Source organism: Streptomyces sp. NPDC020801 (assembly GCF_044334385.1).
In the GTDB taxonomy this organism is placed as follows: domain Bacteria; phylum Actinomycetota; class Actinomycetes; order Streptomycetales; family Streptomycetaceae; genus Streptomyces.
In genome coordinates, this window is sequence record NZ_JBIRST010000005.1 from 81,315 (window position 1) to 99,113 (window position 17,799).

Genomic DNA, 17,799 nt, shown 5'->3' on the forward strand with positions numbered 1-17,799 from the left:
TCCTCACTGCGCCGTGGACTTCCGCAGGTCCGTCTGCAGGTCCTTCAGCGCCTGGGCGCTGCTCTTGGTGCCGGTCAGGGTGGCGTACACCTGCTGCTGGATCGCCGAGGTCACGTCGCCGTAACTCACGACCCGGGGGCGCGGCACGGCGCGCAGGATCGACTGCTTGAGAACGGGCAGGTACGGATACTGCTTCACCAGCGAGGTGCCGTCGTACAGGTCCGCGTACGGCGGGGCGAGGGAGGCGTCCTTCAGGAACGTGCCCGCGCTGTCCTCGCTGCTGAAGAACTTCATGAAGTCCAGTGCCGTGGCCTTGTTCTTCGCGAAGGACGACAGGGCGAGGTTGTGACCGCCCAGGCTGGAGGAGCCGGGCCCGTTCAGCCCGGGCAGCGGCGCGACCGCGAACTTGCCCGCCACCTTGCTCTTCTGGGCCAGCGAGTACATGTACGGCCAGTTGCGCAGGAACATCACCTTGCCGGCCTGGAACGCCTGACGGCTGTCCTCCTCCTGGTAGGTGACGGCTTCCTTGGGGATGGTCCCGTCCTTGACGGAGCCGGCGAGGAAGTCGAGGCCCTTCTTGGCCGCGGGAGTGTCGACGTCGGGCCTGCCGTTGGCGTCGGTGACACTGCCGCCCGCGGAGTTCACGGCCTCGGCGAAGTTGACCGTCAGGCCCTCGTACTTCTGCAACTGCCCGGCGTAACAGGACATCCCCTTGGCCTCGGGCAGCTTCGTGGCCTTGGCGCAGTCGGCCGTCATCTGCGACCAGGTCGTCGGGGGCTCGCTGATGCCCGCCTTCTTCAGCAGGTCGGTGCGGTAGTACAGCAGCCCGCCGTCCGAGCTCGCCGGGGCCGCGTACAGGCCGCCGCGGTAGCGGGCCGTCTCCACCACCGGCTTCAGCATCTTCCCCAGCGGGAACTGCTTCTCGGGCAGGCGGTCGATCCACTGGTGGGCGGCGAACTCCGACGTCCACACGACGTCGAGGGAGAGGACCGTGTAGGCGTCGGACTTCGTCTCCGCGTTCTGGATCATCTGCTGCCGCTGCGAGTCCGCGTCCGTCGGCAGCTGAATGAACGTCACCTTCTCCTTGGGGTGCAGCGAGTTCCAGCGGTCGATCACCTTCTGCACCACGCCGGAGGTGTCCTTGCCGGCCGCGTACGTGATGGGGCCCCGGCCCTCGAACGAGGTGGTCCCGGCCGGTTCCCCGGAACCGCTGCCGCCGGACGAGCCGCAGGCGGTGAGGAGGAGTCCGGTGGCGACGAGTGCCGCCGAGTACGGGAGGGCTCTGGTGGTCCTGATCTTCACTGGCTGTCTCCTGGTCGTGCAGTGCCGAGGGCTGACAGTGTTGTCACGGTGTGCAGCGCTCCGAAAGCGCAGGTCGGTGAGGTGATGAATGGCTTCGCGGAGTTGTTTGCGGCTCCTCTGTGACAACGCTTGCACGCTAGGAGTGCACCTAGTGGAAGTCAATCCGTAACTTGCCGGTAGCTCGAACAGAACTAGGTGCGCTGCGCAGGCTTTTCATGGAGAAAAGCGGGCAAAACCACCCAGCAGGTGTTGTGGCAGCGCTGTCATGGGACAGGTGGCATGCGGGTGGATCTGTGCTAACTTCCGCTCATGTCACCCGCTCAACGGCACCCCACGATGGCCGACGTCGCCGAACGGGCCGGCGTCTCGCCGTCCACCGTCTCGCGCACCCTGCGCGGCCTGAACAGCGTCTCGCCCGAGGTCCGCGCCCGCGTCGAACAGGCCGCCCGCGAGCTGAACTTCGCGGTCTCCCGGCAGGCCGCGAGTCTGGTCACGGGCAGGACCGGGGTGGTCGCGGTGCTCGTGCCCACGCTCAACTCCTGGTTCATGGGATCGGCGCTGTCCTCCCTGGGCCCGCTGCTGCGCGCCGCGGACATGGAGCTGAACGTCTACGTCATACCCGACATGACCGAGCGCAACGCGTTCTTCGAGCGGCTGCCGGCGCGGAGGAACGCCGACGCGCTGCTGGTGTTCGGCTTCGACCTCACCGGCGAGGAGACCGCGAGACTGGACGACCTCCGCATGCCGGTCATCTATGTCAGCCAGCACGCCGACGGCCGCCCGAGCGTGTACGTCGACGACGTTGCCGGCGCCTGCAAGGCCACCCGGCATCTGCTCAACCTCGGGCACCGGCGGATCGCCTTCGCGCCGACGGTGGGGGCCAGCGGTTTCAGCTTCAGCTCACGCGCACGGCTGCACGGCTACCGGCAGGCGCTCACCGAGGCGGGCATACCACTGGACGACGACCTGGTGGTCACGCTGTCGGTCGAGGACGGACGCGGGCTCGTGGAGGGCGTCGGGCAGTTGCTCGGCCTGCGGGAGCCGCCCACCGCGGTCTTCGCCGAGCAGGACGAGCTGGCCGCCGCCGTCATCCACACCCTGCGCGCGGCCCGGATCGACGTGCCCGGGCGGATGTCCGTCATCGGGTTCGACGACCACCAGGTGGCCGAGTGGTTCGATCTGTCCACCGTGGCCCAGTCACCGTCGGACATGGGCCGGGCGGCCGGGGAACTGGCCCTGCAGCTCATCAACGACGGCGACGCGGACCACGAACGGCACATCATCCTGCCCACGCACCTGATCCCCCGGACCACCACCGCGCCACCGCCCGGTCCCGAGGGTGACACGGAGGCCCGGCACACGCCCTGCTGACCGCGAATGCGGCCGGATCGCCCTTCGGACGGGGAACCGGGAGCCCTGGTGAACAGGCAGGAATGCACGGGGCGCCCTCAGACGGTCGCCGGCCCTGTGAGCCGTATGAGCCCGTATGGGCCCTACGCCCCCGCCGTCGTCCCCGCTCACCTCCCGCCGGGGCGCGGCGGCCGGCCTGCGCACGGGCCCGGGTGGTACCCGGGCCCGTGCCGTGGCCGGGGCGTCGCCCTCCCCCGAAGGCGGCGCCCCGGCCGCTCCCCCGGCGCCGGACCGTGGCGTGTGCGTCCGCGCGGTGCGGACCGTGCCGTCACCAGCACATGACGGCCGTCTCGCCCGAACCCCAGGTGGAGTACAGGCGGACGCGGACGACATAACGGCGGCCCTTGACGAGCCGGACCGTGAGTGTGGCGTTGTGCGGTGTGCCCCCGTCGTCCTGCCCGGACAGGAAGCGCGGCTCCCCGTCGCGTTCCTCGAAGACCACGGCGACCGCGTCGCACTCCCCGAAGGTGCGCACGGTGTACGTACGGGTCTCCGGCGGCTCTACGGTGAAGTCGGCCTGCTCGCCCGGGCCCAGACGCAGCGGCACCGAGCGGAACGGCGCCAGCGCTGCCGGTCCCGGCGGTCCGGCGGGCGGGTACCAGCGCAGCACGAACTCCTTGTCGGCCGGGGACAGCGTGCCGGGCGGATCGATGCCCCGGCGGTACAGCTCCGGCTCCAGGATCAGCCCCGACGCGAACGGGTACTCCATGATCGACAGCGGGTCCCAGACGGAGCCGTTGACCTCGCCCGGGTCCAGTCTGCGCAGGATGTTGGCGTACGTCGTGTCCCGGCTCCAGTGGTTGGGCGGGCCGGCCAGGTCGGCGTACACCGCCTCGTCGTCGAAGTGCAGTCCGGCGAACGGGCTCTGGTGCTCGTGCCGCATGCCGAGCGCGTGCCCGATCTCGTGCAGGGCCGTCGCGTGCGCTCCGGGCGCGGTCAGATCCCAGCCGAGGTTCATGGTGCGGTCGTTGAGGCCGGCCGAGAGCGCCTCGCGCCCCACCGCCGACCAGGAGCCGTCACCGGGCTGGAACCCGATCCGCAGCTCCGCCTCCGAACGGTCGCCGACCTCGGTGAAGTCCAGGCCGATGCCGAGGTCCTGCCACTCCCGGAAACACTCGCGCACCACGTCCCGCTGCGCGCCGTCGCCGGCCCACGACACCCTGCGGGTCTCCCCGGTCGCAGGGACCGTGATGACCGAACCGTCGCAGTCGGCGTCGAAGAAGTAGTAGTGCAGCACCGTGCCGTTGACCCACATCTGCCGCCCGCCGACGAGCGCACCGAGCCGCTCGGCGGCCAGCCCCGGCGCGTACGGCGGGGCCGGCTGCTGCGGCAGCGAGCAGTAGCGGGCGGTCATGTGGAGAACACTGCCGCCCGCCGCGCCCGGGCGCCTGAGTCGAGGGCTACTCAAGTCGCCCTGTATCAGGGATGAGTATCCCGGCTCTTGTTGTCGTGACGACTTACGACCGCGACGCGAAGACCCTCGGGCTGCCCTGGCCCTTCACCGGGCGGGAGGACGAACTCGGCCTGATCAGGCGGTCGATGGCGGCCGGCCGGCCCGGCATCGTGGTGACCGGCCCGGCCGGCTGCGGCAAGACCCGGCTCGTGCTCCAGGCGGTCCGGGGCACCGACTGGGCCCGGGTGACCGGGACTCCGGCGGCCCGGCAGATACCCTTCGCCGCGTTCGCGCACCTGCTGCCCGGCACCGTCACCCTGCACCGCGCGGTCCGGCTCCTGTCCGGCGTACGGCTGCTGTTGGTCGACGACGCCCATCTGCTCGACGACGCCTCGGCCGCGCTCGTCCACCAGCTCGCCGTGCACGGCCGCACCCGGCTGCTGGTCGTCGCGGCCGACGGCACCGACGTGCCCGAAGCGGTCTCCCGGCTGTGGACCGGCGAGCTGCTGCCCCGCCTCGCGCTGGAACCGCTGCCCCGCGAGGAGGCCGCCCAGCTGCTCACGGCCGGTGCCGGCGGCGTCCTGGAACCGCTCACCGCGAACCGCCTGCACCGCCTGTGCCGGGGCGATCTGCGTCTGCTGCGCGACCTGCTGGGCGCGCTGCGCGAACAACGGCTGCTCACCCGTGACACGGAGAGCGACGAGTGGTCCTGGCGCGGCCCGCTCCCGCTCACCGCGACCGTCCGGGAGCGGACCGCGCCGGTCCTCGAAGGGTCCGGTCCCAAGGAGCGGGAGACGCTCGAACGCCTCGCCTTCGCCGAGCCCCTGCCGCTCGAGGTGGCCGCCCTCGACCTGCGCACCCTGGAGGACCTGGAGGACCTGGAGGACCTGGAGGCGCGGGGCCTGGTCCGTGTCGACGAGCACGGGGCCGTCCGTCTCGCCCACCCCCTGCACGGAGCGGCCCTGCGTGCCGCGACCGGACGGCTGCGGGCACTGCGGCTGGCCCGTACCCCGCAGCAGTGCCGGGCGGCCCTGCGTGCCGAGCAGACCCTGCTGGCACAAAGGATCGAACAGGCCGACGTCCGGCCGCTGCCGGCGCCCGTGGGGGAGTGGCTGACGGAGCAGGGCGCGCCCGTGCCGCCCGGATACGCGGCCGTGCGAGCGCGCCTGGCGCGGCTGCGGGGCGAGCTGCGGGACGCGGCCGCGTGGGCGCGGGAGGGGCTGCGCCGGGCCCCGGACGACCCGCAGTGCCGCACCGAACTGGTCCTGTCCGCGGCCCAGTCGGGGGAGGCGCTGCCCGTGGACCGGGCGGCGGGCGCGCAGGCGGCCACCTGGCGGGCCGTCGCCCGCGGCGACACCGACGGTGCCCTGGAGCGGATCGACACCGACGACCCGACGTCCCTGTACGACGCCGTACGCCTCGACGCACCCGGGCTGGCGGCCGGACGGCTGCGGGGCCACGGCCCGTTCGCCCGGCACGCCGACGCCCTCGCCCGTGGCGACGGACCCGCCCTGGACCGGGCGGCCCGGGACCTCCGGGAGCGCGGTTACCTGCTGTTCGCGGCGGAGGCCCACGCCCAGGCGGCAGGCGCGCACCGCGACCCGTGTGCCGCCCGCATCTCGCGCACCCGCGCGGTCGCGCTGGCCCGCCGCTGCCAGGGCGCCCGCACCCCGGCACTGGCAGGTCTGGTACTGGGCGAACTGACCGCAAGGCAACGGCAGATCGTCACCCTCGCGGCCGCGGGCCTGAGCAACCGCCAGATCGCCGAGCGCCTCACCCTGTCCGTGCGGACCGTCGGCAATCACCTCTACAGCGCCTACACCCGCCTCGGCGCGGGCGACCGCGCCGCGCTGCCGTGGCTGGTGGAGCAGCCCGCCTGAGCGGGGGTAGCGTGGCGGCCGGCCGCCCCCGCCGAGCCGCAGACCGCTTCTCAGGCCGCCCCGAACGCGGCGAACGCCCAGCCCGTGGCCTGGTGCGTCGCGTCGCCGGGGAGCGCGGCACGCGCGTCGCGCAGCGCTTCGGCGAGGGACAGGCCCGCCCCGAGGCCCTTGTGCAGCGCGAGCATCAGCGGCACCACCGCCTCGTCGTTGACGGGCGCGCTGCACGCCACCACCCCGGCGGTGCCCAGCGGCAGCAGGGCGGTGACCAGGCCGAGGAGTTCGTCCGCGCCGACCGACGCGAGCCGGGCGGTGTCGCAGCAGGAGAGGATGATCCGGTACGGGCTGCGGGCCAGCCGTTCGAAGTCGTGCACGATCAGCGGGCCGTCGGCCATCGTCAGCGACGAGAACAGGGGGCTGTCCGCGCGGAAGGTGCCGTGCGCGGCGATGTGCGCGAGCGCGGCCCCGTCCAGCTCCCGCAGGACGCGCGACACATGGGCGTCCGCCTCCTCCAGGACGGTCGGCGTGCCGTACCGGCCGGCGAGTTCCCGCACCTCCGCCCCGCCGGTGGCCAGGCCCGGCCCGCGCACCAGCACCTGGCGGCCACCCGGCGGTGGCTCGGTGCCGCGGGCACGCAGCCAGCTGCTCGCCGACGGCGACACGCTCAGCACCCGCTCGCGCAGCGACGGCAGCAGCGCCCACGGCACCCGGTGCAGCGAGCCGGGCGGCACCACCACGACCGGCCCGGGGCCCAGGTGCCGGGCGGCCGGGCCCAGGAGCAGTTCCTCCAGGCGGCGGCCCGCCGCCTCCACCAGTGGCAGCCGGGCCGCCGCGCCCGGGTGGGCCAGCCGCCGCAGCCCGGCCTGCACATGCTCGGCCTCCAGCACCGCGTCCGCGAGCCGGCCTGCCTCGAAGCGCCGTACCCGCCCCTCACCGCACAGCAGCACGTGCACCCGCCCGTCCAGTACGGCCAGTTCGACCAGCCGCGCGTCCCCGAGCCGCGCCAGCAGCCGGCCGGGATCGAAGCGGTCGCCGCCGCCGGGCGCGTCGCCGCGCAGGTGCAGGGTGCGCGAGCGGATCTCCCGCTCCAGACGCCGCTGTTCCCGCTCCAGGGTCGGCACCGGGTGGCCGTCCTGGCGGGCGGCCTCGGCACGGGCGGCGATCTCACGGAACGCGGTCAGGCCGCTGAGCAGGGTGGGGTCGGCGGGCGGACGGGTGGGTGGCGCGGACAGCACGGTGGCCCGCCAGCGCTCGCTCCACACCAGCAGCCGCCGTGGCCCGCCCGAGGCGAGACCGGCCTGCTGGGCCAGCGCGGCCAGTTCGGCGCCCTGCGCGGTGGCCCGGGCCCGCAACTCCGAGGCGCCCAGCGTCATCCGGTGGTCGTCCAGCACGTCCAGCCCGCGCCGGCATGCCTCCAGCACGCCCCGCCCGGAACCGGCCGCCCGTGCCCGCAGCGCCTGCGCGGCCCAGCCGGTCACCCGGGCCGGCGGCGGCCCGCCGTGCCGGCTGCGCGCGGCGACCGCCAAGTGCCGTTCGGCGTCCCCCGTCCAGCCCAGCGCCAGTGCGATCCGTCCCGCCAGCAGCGACGCCTCCGGCGCGGCCGGCGAGCCGAAGGAGGCCAGCCGCTCGGCGACCGCCGCCGCGTCCGCGACCAGCCGCCCGGAGCGCCGTCCGGTGGCCACCCGCGCCTCGGTCAGCACCAGCCGGGCGTGCGTCTCCCACCAGGCCCGCCGCTGCCCGGCGAACAGCCGAACGGCCGCCGCCGCGCGCGCGATCGCCGTGTGCGGGTCGTCCGCCAGCCGCGCCGCGCGGGCGGCGGCAAGCAGCAGCTCCGCCTTGCGGGTGGACTGGCCGCCGATCCCGTCGAGTTCGGCGATCGCCGCGTCCGCCTCGGCCAGCGCCTCGGGGGCGAGTCCGGCCGACATCAGGACCTCGCAGCGCCGGATGTTGAGCATGAACGTCGGCGTGCCCAGCTTGGCGTACCGTTCCTGGGCCTCGTCCAGCAGCCGCAGTGCCGCCGGGATGTCGCCCCGGCGGAAGGCCGCCAGGCCCCGGCTCTCCACCGCGTCGGCCTTGTCGTGCTCCTGGCCGGTGGTGTCCCACATCGCCTCCGCCGCGGTGAAGTCGGCGTCCGCCCGCTCCACCGCCCCCAGCGCCAGATGCACGGTCGCCCGAAGCGTCAGCGCCCGCGCCGTCCAGATGACGTCGTCGGCCTGCCGCAGCACCGGCACCGCCCGGCGCACGTCCTCCAGCGCCTCGCGATGGCGGCCGAGCACCCACCACACGTACGCCCGCCGGTACAGGACCCGGGCCCGGGTGTGCCCGGTCCCGCGCGCGACCCCGCGCTCGAACGCCTCGAGTCCCTGCCGAGTGCGCCCCGCGTGCACCAACGCGACCCCCAGCGTGGCCAGTACATCGGCCTCCCGGTCGGCCGACTCCGCCCGCGCCGCCAGATCCCGGGCGCGCCGCAGATGCCACAGGGCCAGGCGCATGTCACCGAAGTCCCGCTGCCAGATGCCGATGACCTGGTGCGCCACGGACGCCGGCAAGGGCGCCGGACCGGCGTCGAGCAGCGCTCGGGCGCGCGCCACGGCCTCGCCCGGGGCGGCGAACACCATCGGCAGCAGTTCGAGCACCGAGTCGCTTCCGGCTGTCACTCATCGGATGGTAGTGGCCTGGTGGTGGCCCCGGAACCGCGTCCCGGAGGTTTGGCGCTGTATCAAGTGAGGGCCGCACGGCTCTGACTGACGACCATCGCCCCAACGGGAGGACGCACCATGGCACCACAGCGATTCCACGAGCAGTTCGACCAGATCCAGCGCTCGATGCCCGAAGTCCCGCTGGCGATGGGCCCGGACGACTCCGCCGAGTTCTTCTACGAGAAGGGCGTGGTCCTCGCCCGGGACGGCGAGGAGGCCCGTCTCGTCGAGGACACCGTGCGCACGCACTTCACCGAGGCGACCGGTCTGACCGCCGACCGGGTGCGCCGGGCGAGCCCGGAGACCAACCGCACCGGCATCACCCGGATCCAGGTGGGCGACCCCGGTCACGGCGACCGCAGCGGGGACCGCTCAGTGGCGCACGCGCTGCGCGCCCTGCGGGAGCACGAGGGACGGGCCGGAAGGCGGCTGGTCAGCCGCAACCACGTGGTGTCCATCGCGGTCAACGCCTGCCCGGGCGACGAGCCCGTGCCCGCCCCGCTCACCCGGGGCACCAATCCGGCGCCAGCGGAGACCGCCTACGACGCGGACACCGCGATCGGAGTCATGGTGATCGACACCGGTCTGATGCACGACTACCGCGCGGTCCCGCTGCTCGCCCACACCGAGGGCGACGGGCAGGTCCGGGAGACCGACGACCAGGGCGTGCTGCAGCAGTACGTCGGACACGGCACGTTCATCGCCGGGCTCGTCGCGGCCGTGGCGCCCAACACGGACATCGCCGTCAAGGGCACCCTCAACGACGCCGGTGCCATCCTGGAGTCCGACTTCGGGCACAAGCTCTTCGAGGCCGTGGACGCAGGCGGCTGGCCCGACATCATCAGCCTCTCGGCCGGCACCTCCAACGGCCGCACCGACGGCCTGCTGGGCGTGGACGCCTTCATGCGGGAGCTGCGCGCCCAGGGCACCCTGCTCGTCGCCGCCGCCGGGAACAACGCCAGCGCCACCCCCTTCTGGCCCGCCGCCTACGCGGACCTGCCCGACTACGCCGACGCCGTGCTGTCCATCGGGGCCCTGCGCAGCGACGGCGAGTTCGGTGCCTGCTTCAGCAACCACGGCGGCTGGGTGAAGGCGTACGCCCCCGGCGAGCGGCTCACCAGCGCCCTGACCGGCTTTGGAGCACCCGTGCCGTACGTCTACCAGCACTCCACCTACGACGCCTGCCGGTTCGGCTTCACCTATGCCTGCACCTGCCAGTACCCGCGGCACACGGGTGTGCTGAGCGAGGGGCAGCAGAGCACCCGGGCCAAGCCGGACCAGGTCATGTTCGAGGGGTTCGCGCACTGGAGCGGGACCTCCTTCGCCACCCCAGTGGCCGCCGGCATGGTCGCCGCCCACATGACGGCGCACAAAGAGCGCGACCCGCGCGCGGCCCGGCGCCAACTCCTGGAGGCGAACACCGAGTACGCCGAAGTGCGCGGGGCGCACGTGCCGGCGCTGCGCCCGAGCACCTGGAGCCCCGACCCGGTCGTCCGGCTCGGACCGCCGGCATGAGGACGGGAACAGTCCCCTCCACGGCGTACCATGACATGCCGTACGCGAGGGGTGAGGTCGTGGATCGTGCAGATGTCGGCGCGCTCGTCCAGTCCGCCGTCGACGGCGACGCGGCGGCATGGAAGGCGCTGGTGGAGGGACTCAGTCCACTGGTGTGGTCCGTCGTGCGCGCGCACCGGCTCTCCGATGCCGACGGGCACGAGGTCTACCAGACGGTGTGGTTCCGTTTCGCCCAGCACCTCGGGCGGATCCGCGAACCCGACAAGGCGGGCTCCTGGCTGGCCAGCACCGCGCGCAACGAGTGCCTGAAGACGCTGCGCGGCCTGAGCCGGCTGACTGTGACGGACGATCCGCAGCTGCTGGACCGGGTCAGCGAGGACCGTACACCGGAGCAGTCGCTGCTCGACTCCGAGGAGGCCGCCGCGCAGAGCGAGCGGATCCGGCGGCTGTGGCAGGAGTTCGAGGAACTCGGGGACCGCTGCCGCCAGTTGCTGCGGGTGCTGATGGCCTCGCCGCCGCCCAGTTACCAGGAGGTGTCCGCCGCGCTGGGCGTGGCCGTGGGCAGCATCGGACCACTGCGCCAGCGCTGCCTGCGGCGCCTGCGCGCACGACTCGACGCACGGGGGACAGTGTGAACGACGACCACGACGACAACCGGGTGGGCGACGAGGCTCTCGGCCAGGAGGGCTCGCCGGGCGGGGAGTTCGCCGACGGCCTGCTGGAGGAGGAGCTGCGGCAGGCCGCGGCCATCCTCGACCCGGTCCCGGACTACCTGCGCCAACTCGCCGTCGAGGCCTACGCGCTGCACGACCTCGACGCCCGCATCGCCGAGCTGACCTTCGACTCGCTGGTCGATGCGATCCCGGTCAGGGGGGCCACGGACGTACCGCGGATGCTGACCTTCCAGGCCGGTGAGCTGACCGTGGACGTGGAGGTCACAGGGGCCGGACTGATGGGGCAGGTGCTGCCGCCGCAGGCGGCCCGTATCGAGGTCCTCAACGGCCCTCGACAGGGTGCCGCCCTGACCGCCGACGACCTGGGCCGCTTCACCGGCGAGGCACCGCCCGCGGGGCCGTTCGCGCTGCGGCTGCGCACGGGCGGCGAGGTGGTGGTCACCGAGTGGCTGCGGGCGTGACCGTGCCCACGGGCCGCAGGACGCCCAGGGGCCCCACCACGTGACCGGCAGGGTCCGCGGACCGCGGATCATCGTCTTCCGGCGCCAGGCCACCTGGCCGGCCGGGACCGCGAGCCGCAGGCCCGGCAGCCGCGGGACCGCGAGCCGCAGGCCCGGCAGCCGGTCGGGCAGGGTGCCGACCAGCAGTTCGGTCTGCAGCCGGGTCACCTGACGGCGGGTGACCTCCGCGCGGCTGAACCGCGGGTCGTTCGTGATCAGCCTGACGTCGTCGTAGCGGGTGGCCGGCCACGCCCAGCCCTCGCCGTGCGGCAGGCGGGCAGGGTGACCGGGCCCTTCCGCATGGGATCGGCGAGGACCGGGTCGAACTCCGTGCCCTCCAGGCCGAGCGCGGGCCAGTCCCGGATTGGGGGCGGCCGCCGGTCGGCAGGGTCGTCACCGCGTCCGCCCGGGACGGCACCGCCCGGCCGGCCGGGTACGCCGCCGCCTGCCCGGCCGATGACGGCGTCACCCGGTCGGGCGGGAGCGTGTGATCTCCTGCGTCATGGGTCCCATGGGTCCACCCCCACCGCGCCCGGGCCGCCTGTCGCGCGTGTTGCTCCAGCCGGAGGGTCAGCCGTCCAGGCCGTCGACGAGGCGGGCCAGCGCCGCCGCGAGCCGCGTCAGCCCGGGCCCCGCCGGACCGCCCGGCTCGCTCATGTAGATGTCCCGGCGTATCTCGACCATCAGGGCACCGACGCGCGTGTCCCGGCCGTGGTACTCCAGCGGGACGTAGGCGCCGCCGAACGGGCTGTCCAGCCCCGTCTCCCCGCACCCGGCGAACACCTCGAGGGCGAGCCCCACCAGTCCGGACGGCGTGTGGAAGGCGTCGGTGCCCAGGCACACCGGTGGCCGGGCACCGCCGCCGTGCAGCTCGTAGGGCAGCGCGGCGGTGGGGTAGGAGTGCACGTCGACGATCACGGCCCGGCCGGTGGCCGCGAGCCGGCCGGCCACTGCCTCGGTCATGGCGCGGGCGTAGGGCCGGAAATAACGCTCCACCAGCGGCTCGGGATCGGTGTCCGCAGGCCGCAGCACGCCCCGGTGGGTGGTCGCGGTGTACACCGCGCCCATCCCCACGGCGAGCATCTCCTCCCGCTCGTCCGGGAACCGCTCCGGGTCGACGACCAGCCGCGACAGCCGGTTGACGAACCGCCAGGGAGTGACGGCGGCCAGCCCGGCGGCCGCCTCGGCGATCTCGGCGGTGTGCGCGTCGGTGATGTGGTCCAGCTCCCGCTCGAGCGCCGCGTCGTCCAGCACGATGCCGGCCCGCACCTCGCCCGGTATCTCCCGCGCCGAGTGCGGCACATGGAGTATCACCGGCGAGTCGCCGGCGCCGGGCAGCAGCTCGAAGGGCGGTACGGGGTCGGGCACTGGGCTGCTCCTGTCTCTCCCCGGTGCCTTCCGGGGAGGGTGAGTTCTCCACGACATAACCCCCTGATCCTGCCGCCCACCACTGACATTGATCCTCGAAGGCGGCCCCGGCAGCCAGGGGGCCCCGGACGGGTGCGCCCACTGGTGCCGTTCCGGCCCGCGGCCCTCCCGGCCCGCGGCCCTCCCGGAACAGCTCCGCCCCGGCCGGCGGTGTGCCGGTCGGGGCGGAGCGGGGCAGGGGCCGTCAGGCCCGCCGTGTGCGCCGGGCGAGCCGGGTCAGCTCAGCGACGCCAGGGCCTCGTTCCAGGTGGCCGACGGGCGCATGACCTCGGCGGCCTTGGCCGGGTCGGGCTGGTAGTAGCCGCCGATGTCGGCCGGCTTGCCCTGGACGGCGATCAGCTCCTCGACGATCCGCTGCTCGTTCGCTGCGAGCGTCTCGGCGAGCGGCGCGAACGCCTTGGCCAGGTTGGCGTCCTCGGTCTGCCGGCCCAGCTCCTGCGCCCAGTACAGGGACAGGTAGAAGTGGCTGCCACGGTTGTCGATGCCGCCGACGCGACGGGTCGGGGACTTGTCCTCGTTGAGGAAGGTCGCCGTGGCCCGGTCGAGGGTGTCGGCCAGCACCTTGGCGCGGGTGTTGCCCGTGGCCTCGGCGTACTGCTCGAGGGACGGCACCAGGGCGAAGAACTCGCCGAGCGAGTCCCAGCGCAGGTAGTTCTCCTTGACCAGCTGCTGGACGTGCTTGGGGGCCGAGCCGCCGGCGCCCGTCTCGAACAGGCCGCCGCCCGCCATCAGCGGGACCACCGACAGCATCTTGGCGCTGGTACCCAGCTCCAGGATCGGGAAGAGGTCGGTGAGGTAGTCGCGCAGGACGTTGCCGGTGACGGAGATGGTGTCTTCGCCGCGGCGGATGCGCTCCACCGACAGCTTGGTGGCCTCCACCGGGGACAGGATCCTGATGTCCAGGCCCTCGGTGTCGTGCTCCGGCAGGTACTGCTCGACCTTGGCGATCAGGTTGCGGTCGTGGGCGCGGCTCTCGTCCAGCCAGAAGACGGCCGGGTCGCCGGTGGCGCGGGCGCGGGTGACTGCCAGCTTCACCCAGTCCTTGATCGGGGCGTCCTTGGTCTGGCAGGCGCGGAAGATGTCGCCGGCCGAGACGGTCTGCTCGATCACGGCGTTGCCGGCCTGGTCGACCAGGCGGACCGTGCCGGTGACCGGGATCTCGAAGGTCTTGTCGTGGCTGCCGTACTCCTCGGCCTTCTGCGCCATCAGACCCACGTTCGGGACCGAACCCATGGTCGAGGGGTCGTAGGCGCCGTTGGCGCGGCAGTCCTCGATGACGGCCTGGTAGACACCCGAGTAGGAGGAGTCCGGCAGGACCGCGAGGGTGTCGTGCTCCTGGCCGTCCGCGCCCCACATGTGGCCGGAGGTGCGGATCATGGCCGGCATGGAGGCGTCGACGATCACGTCGGAGGGGACGTGCAGGTTGGTGATGCCCTTGTCGGAGTCGACCATGGCCAGCTCCGGGCCCTCGGCGAGCTCGGCGTCGAAGGAGGCCTTGATCTCGGCGCCCTCGGGGAGGTTCTCCAGGCCCTTGAAGATGCCGCCCAGACCGTCGTTCGGGGTCAGGCCGGCCGCGGCGAACGTCTCGCCGTACTTGGCGAACGTCTTCGGGAAGAAGGAGCGCACCACGTGTCCGAAGATGATCGGGTCGGAGACCTTCATCATCGTGGCCTTCAGGTGCACGGAGAACAGAACGCCCTCGGCCTTGGCGCGGGCGACCTGCGCGGCGAGGAACTCGCGCAGCGCGGCGACGCGCATCACGGAGGCGTCGACGACCTCGCCGGCCAGGACGGGTACGGACTCGCGCAGCACGGTGGTGGAGCCGTCGTCGCCGACCAGCTCGATCCGCAGGCTGCCGTCCTCGGCGATCACCGCGGACTTCTCGGTGGAGCGGAAGTCGTTCTCACCCATCGTCGCCACGTTCGTCCTGGACTCGGCGGTCCAGGCACCCATGCGGTGCGGGTGGGTCTTGGCGTAGTTCTTGACCGACGCGGGGGCGCGGCGGTCGGAGTTGCCCTCGCGCAGCACCGGGTTCACCGCGGAGCCCTTGATCTTGTCGTAGCGGGCGCGGATCTCGCGCTCCTCGTCGGTCTTGGGGTCGTCCGGGTAGTCGGGCAGTGCGTAGCCCTGGCCCTGGAGCTCGGCGACCGCGGCCTTCAGCTGCGGGATCGACGCCGAGACGTTCGGCAGCTTGATGATGTTGGCCTCGGGGGTCTTGGCCAGCTCACCGAGCTCGGACAGTGCGTCGGGGATCCGCTGGTCCTCGTTCAGGTACTCCGGGAACACGGCGATGATGCGCCCGGCCAGCGAGATGTCACGGGTCTCCACGGAGACACCCGCCTGCGAGGCGTAGGCCTGGACCACCGGCAGGAAGGAATACGTCGCCAGGGCCGGGGCCTCGTCAGTGTGTGTGTAGATGATGGTCGAGTCAGTCACCGGGTGCTCCGCTCCACGTCTGCAACATTGCTCGACATCAAGATATCTCGTGATCGCCCCCGGCTCGACAGGGGTCCGGCCCGGAACCTCCCTACCGGAATGTCGTGCTCATGCAACCGGAAGCCGCTTCACGGAGGTCAAGGAGGGCGAACGGCTCCTTGATCCGACGGCCGGAGACGACCAGCCGGCCGCCCGGCGAAAGCGGACCATGGGATATCGCACCAGAGTGACGGCCCCGGCGGCCGCTCTGCTCGGCACCGCCGCGGCGCTGGCCGCGGGCCCGACGGCCCACGCCCGGCCCGCCGGCCCCGGCGACGGGGGAGCCCCCGGCGCCGAGACCCTCGGCGACCCCGTCTTCCCGGCCCTGGGCAACGACGGCTACCGCGTCACCGCCCACCACCTCGACCTGTCCTACGACCCCACGACGAGGCTCGTCGACGCCACGGCCACCCTGGCGTTACGCACCACCCGCTGCCTGACGCGCCTCTCGCTCGACGCCCTCGGCCTGGACGTCCGGGCCGTGCGCGTCGCCGGCCGGACCGCCTCCTTCGAACAGGCCGACGAGAAGCTCAGGATCACTCCCGACCGGGCCCTGCCCGACGACACCTGGGCCACCGTCTGCGTGGAGTACGTGGAGTACTCCGCCGACCCGGGCCGCACCCTGGCGCACACCGGCTGGGTCCCCGCCCCGGACGGCTTCGCGGTGTGCGGCCGGCCCAACTCCGCGCACACCGTCTTCCCCTGCAACGACCACCCCAGCGACAAGGCCGACTTCACCTTCCGCAGGACCGTCCCCGCCGGCCTGCTCGGCGTCGCGAACGGCCTCCTGGTCCGCACCGAGCACCTGGACGGCGACGGCGCGTCCTGGTGCTGTACGCGCTCGCGCAGCTCGTCGGCGAGGACGTCTTCGACGCCGTCGAGCGCGCCTTCCTCGCCCGGTACCGCGACCGCTCGGCGACGACGGAGGACCACATCGCCGTGGCCTCCCAGGTCAGTGGCCAGGACCTGTCCGGCTTCCTGCGGGAGTGGCTGTACGGCACCAGGACCCCGCGGATGCCCGGTCACCCGGACTGGACGGTGCCCCCCGGTGAACACCTCGCCGGCCGCCCCGCACGCCCGCGGGGACGGGCACCGGCACGAGAACTCGGCCACGCTCTGACGGCCGGAGCGCTCAGTTCCGGCGGGCGGAGGTCTCTCCGCCCGCCGCCTCGCGCTCGATCCAGCGGCAGCCGCTGGTCGAGCGAACGGCCGGCCGGACCGGGCGGCGGGGACTGCGGGGACTGCGGGGGCTGCGGGGGCTGCGGGGGCTGCGGGGAGCACATCATGCTGCTTCGAGCATAGGACGCGCCTCCCGCGCACCCGCGTCAGGCCGCCCCGTGCTCGGCCACCACGTCAGGACCGCCGCGCTGCTGCGGGATGACCACCTGGCCCTGCTGGAGCGCCACCGTCCGGGCCGGCGCCGGGATGCGGATGCCCTCGTCCCGGTACCGCCGGTGCAGGCGCTTGATGAACTCGTGCTTGATCCGGTACTGGTCGCTGAACTCGCCGACGCCCAGGATGACCGTGAAGCCGATCCGGGAGTCGCCGAAGGTGTGGAAGCGGATGGCCGGCTCGTGCTCGGGCAGCGCGCCCGTGATCGAGGTCATCACCTCGGAGACGACCTCCATGGTCACCCGCTCGACATGATCGAGGTCGCTGTCGTAGCCGACGCCGACCTGCACCAGGACCGTCAACTGCTGCTCGGGCCGGGTGAAGTTGGTCATGTTCGTCTTCGCGAGCTGCCCGTTGGGGATGACGACCAGGTTGTTGGAGAGCTGGCGGACCGTGGTCTGGCGCCAGTTGATGTCCTCGACGTAGCCCTCCTCACCGGTGCTCAGCCGGATGTAGTCGCCGGGCTGGACCGTCTTGGAGGCGAGGATGTGGACGCCGGCGAACAGGTTGGCGAGGGTGTCCTGCAGGGCGAGGGCGACCGCCAGACCGCCCACGCCAAGGGCGGTGAGCAGCGGCGCTATGGAGATGCCCAGGGTCTGCAGCACCACCAGGAATCCGATCGCCAGGACCAGGATCCGGGTGATGTTGACGAAGATCGTGGCCGATCCGGCGACCCCGGAGCGGGACTGGGTCACCGTCCGCACCAGCCCGGCGATCACCCGGGCCGCCGACAGCGTCACCACGAAGATGAGCAGCACGGTCAGGATCTGGTTGACGTGGTGCTGCACTGTCCGCGTCAGCGGCAGCACGGCGGCCCCCGACGCCGCGCCGGCGGCGATCGCCGCCCACGGCACCACGGTGCGCAGCGCGTCCACGATGACGTCGTCGCCGCTCCAGCGGGTGCGCTTGGCGTGCTTGGCCAGCCAGCGCAGCAGCATGCGCGACAGGAACGCGGCCCCCAGGCCGGCCGCCAGGGCGATGCCGGCCAGGATGAGATCGTCCAGGGTCACGGCGCGGTTCACCGGTCACCTCCGGGAAGACGTGGTGCGGCGCACGGGGCCGCCGACGGCCGGATGTGAAGTTGCGTCACGTTGTCACCTGCTCGATTCCGGGATGTGCGAGCGCGCCGGCCGG

General features: G+C 73.1%; 12 protein-coding genes and 1 pseudogene. 6 read left to right on the top strand and 7 right to left on the bottom strand.

Annotated elements, in window-relative coordinates:
• Positions 1-3: 3 nt before the first annotated feature.
• Positions 4-1,302 (bottom strand): ABC transporter substrate-binding protein, encoded by a 1,299-nt coding sequence (locus ACH4UM_RS12425; RefSeq protein ID WP_398176902.1) that lies wholly within the window; start codon positions 1,300-1,302, stop codon positions 4-6.
• Positions 1,303-1,611: 309 nt separating this feature from the next.
• Between ACH4UM_RS12425 and ACH4UM_RS12430 the strand changes: the two genes are divergently transcribed.
• Positions 1,612-2,673, top strand: coding sequence for a LacI family DNA-binding transcriptional regulator (locus ACH4UM_RS12430; protein WP_398176904.1), 1,062 nt, complete (start codon positions 1,612-1,614; stop codon positions 2,671-2,673).
• 307 nt (positions 2,674-2,980) lie between these two features.
• Here the strand turns inward: ACH4UM_RS12430 and ACH4UM_RS12435 are convergent, their stop codons facing one another.
• On the bottom strand, positions 2,981-4,066 hold the full coding sequence (locus tag ACH4UM_RS12435; RefSeq protein ID WP_398176906.1) for a M12 family metallopeptidase: 1,086 nt from the start codon (positions 4,064-4,066) through the stop codon (positions 2,981-2,983).
• A gap of 71 nt (positions 4,067-4,137) precedes the next feature.
• Between ACH4UM_RS12435 and ACH4UM_RS12440 the strand changes: the two genes are divergently transcribed.
• A complete protein-coding gene (locus ACH4UM_RS12440) occupies positions 4,138-5,985 on the top strand; it encodes a LuxR C-terminal-related transcriptional regulator (RefSeq protein WP_398176908.1) in 1,848 nt (615 codons plus the stop codon).
• A gap of 50 nt (positions 5,986-6,035) precedes the next feature.
• Here the strand turns inward: ACH4UM_RS12440 and ACH4UM_RS12445 are convergent, their stop codons facing one another.
• Positions 6,036-8,600 carry a CHAT domain-containing protein gene (locus ACH4UM_RS12445; RefSeq protein WP_398177677.1) on the bottom strand — a complete coding sequence of 855 codons (2,565 nt, stop codon included), beginning with the start codon at positions 8,598-8,600 and terminating at the stop codon, positions 6,036-6,038.
• 159 nt (positions 8,601-8,759) lie between these two features.
• On the opposite strand from ACH4UM_RS12445, the gene ACH4UM_RS12450 reads away from it, so the two are divergent.
• From ACH4UM_RS12450 to ACH4UM_RS12460, 3 genes are read left to right on the top strand one after another with little or no spacing between them, the layout of a single operon-like run.
• Positions 8,760-10,196: a S8/S53 family peptidase gene (locus ACH4UM_RS12450; RefSeq protein WP_398176910.1), complete on the top strand. Its 1,437-nt coding sequence runs from the start codon at positions 8,760-8,762 to the stop codon at positions 10,194-10,196.
• A 59-nt stretch (positions 10,197-10,255) separates the two neighbouring features.
• Complete coding sequence (locus ACH4UM_RS12455) at positions 10,256-10,831, top strand: RNA polymerase sigma factor (RefSeq protein ID WP_398176912.1); 576 nt, start codon at positions 10,256-10,258, stop codon at positions 10,829-10,831.
• Entirely contained in the window at positions 10,828-11,331 is a 504-nt protein-coding gene (locus tag ACH4UM_RS12460) for a hypothetical protein (protein WP_398176914.1), read from the top strand. Before ACH4UM_RS12455 ends, ACH4UM_RS12460 begins: the two co-directional genes overlap by 4 nt.
• A gap of 195 nt (positions 11,332-11,526) precedes the next feature.
• On the opposite strand, the pseudogene ACH4UM_RS12465 reads toward ACH4UM_RS12460, so the two are convergent.
• The 3 genes and pseudogenes from ACH4UM_RS12465 to ACH4UM_RS12475 form a co-directional block, all read right to left on the bottom strand.
• Positions 11,527-11,735: pseudogene (locus ACH4UM_RS12465) on the bottom strand (cytochrome P450); the annotation flags it as partial.
• A gap of 205 nt (positions 11,736-11,940) precedes the next feature.
• Positions 11,941-12,738, bottom strand: coding sequence for an N-formylglutamate amidohydrolase (locus tag ACH4UM_RS12470; protein ID WP_398176916.1), 798 nt, complete (start codon positions 12,736-12,738; stop codon positions 11,941-11,943).
• 276 nt (positions 12,739-13,014) lie between these two features.
• Complete coding sequence (locus tag ACH4UM_RS12475; protein WP_398176918.1) at positions 13,015-15,234, bottom strand: NADP-dependent isocitrate dehydrogenase; 2,220 nt, start codon at positions 15,232-15,234, stop codon at positions 13,015-13,017.
• Between the two features lie 226 nt (positions 15,235-15,460).
• On the opposite strand from ACH4UM_RS12475, the gene ACH4UM_RS12480 reads away from it, so the two are divergent.
• A complete protein-coding gene (locus ACH4UM_RS12480) occupies positions 15,461-16,393 on the top strand; it encodes a hypothetical protein (protein ID WP_398176920.1) in 933 nt (310 codons plus the stop codon).
• A 205-nt stretch (positions 16,394-16,598) separates the two neighbouring features.
• On the opposite strand, the gene ACH4UM_RS12485 is transcribed toward ACH4UM_RS12480, so the two are convergent.
• Positions 16,599-17,687: a mechanosensitive ion channel family protein gene (locus ACH4UM_RS12485; protein WP_398176922.1), complete on the bottom strand. Its 1,089-nt coding sequence runs from the start codon at positions 17,685-17,687 to the stop codon at positions 16,599-16,601.
• Between the last annotated feature and the right edge of the window lie 112 nt (positions 17,688-17,799).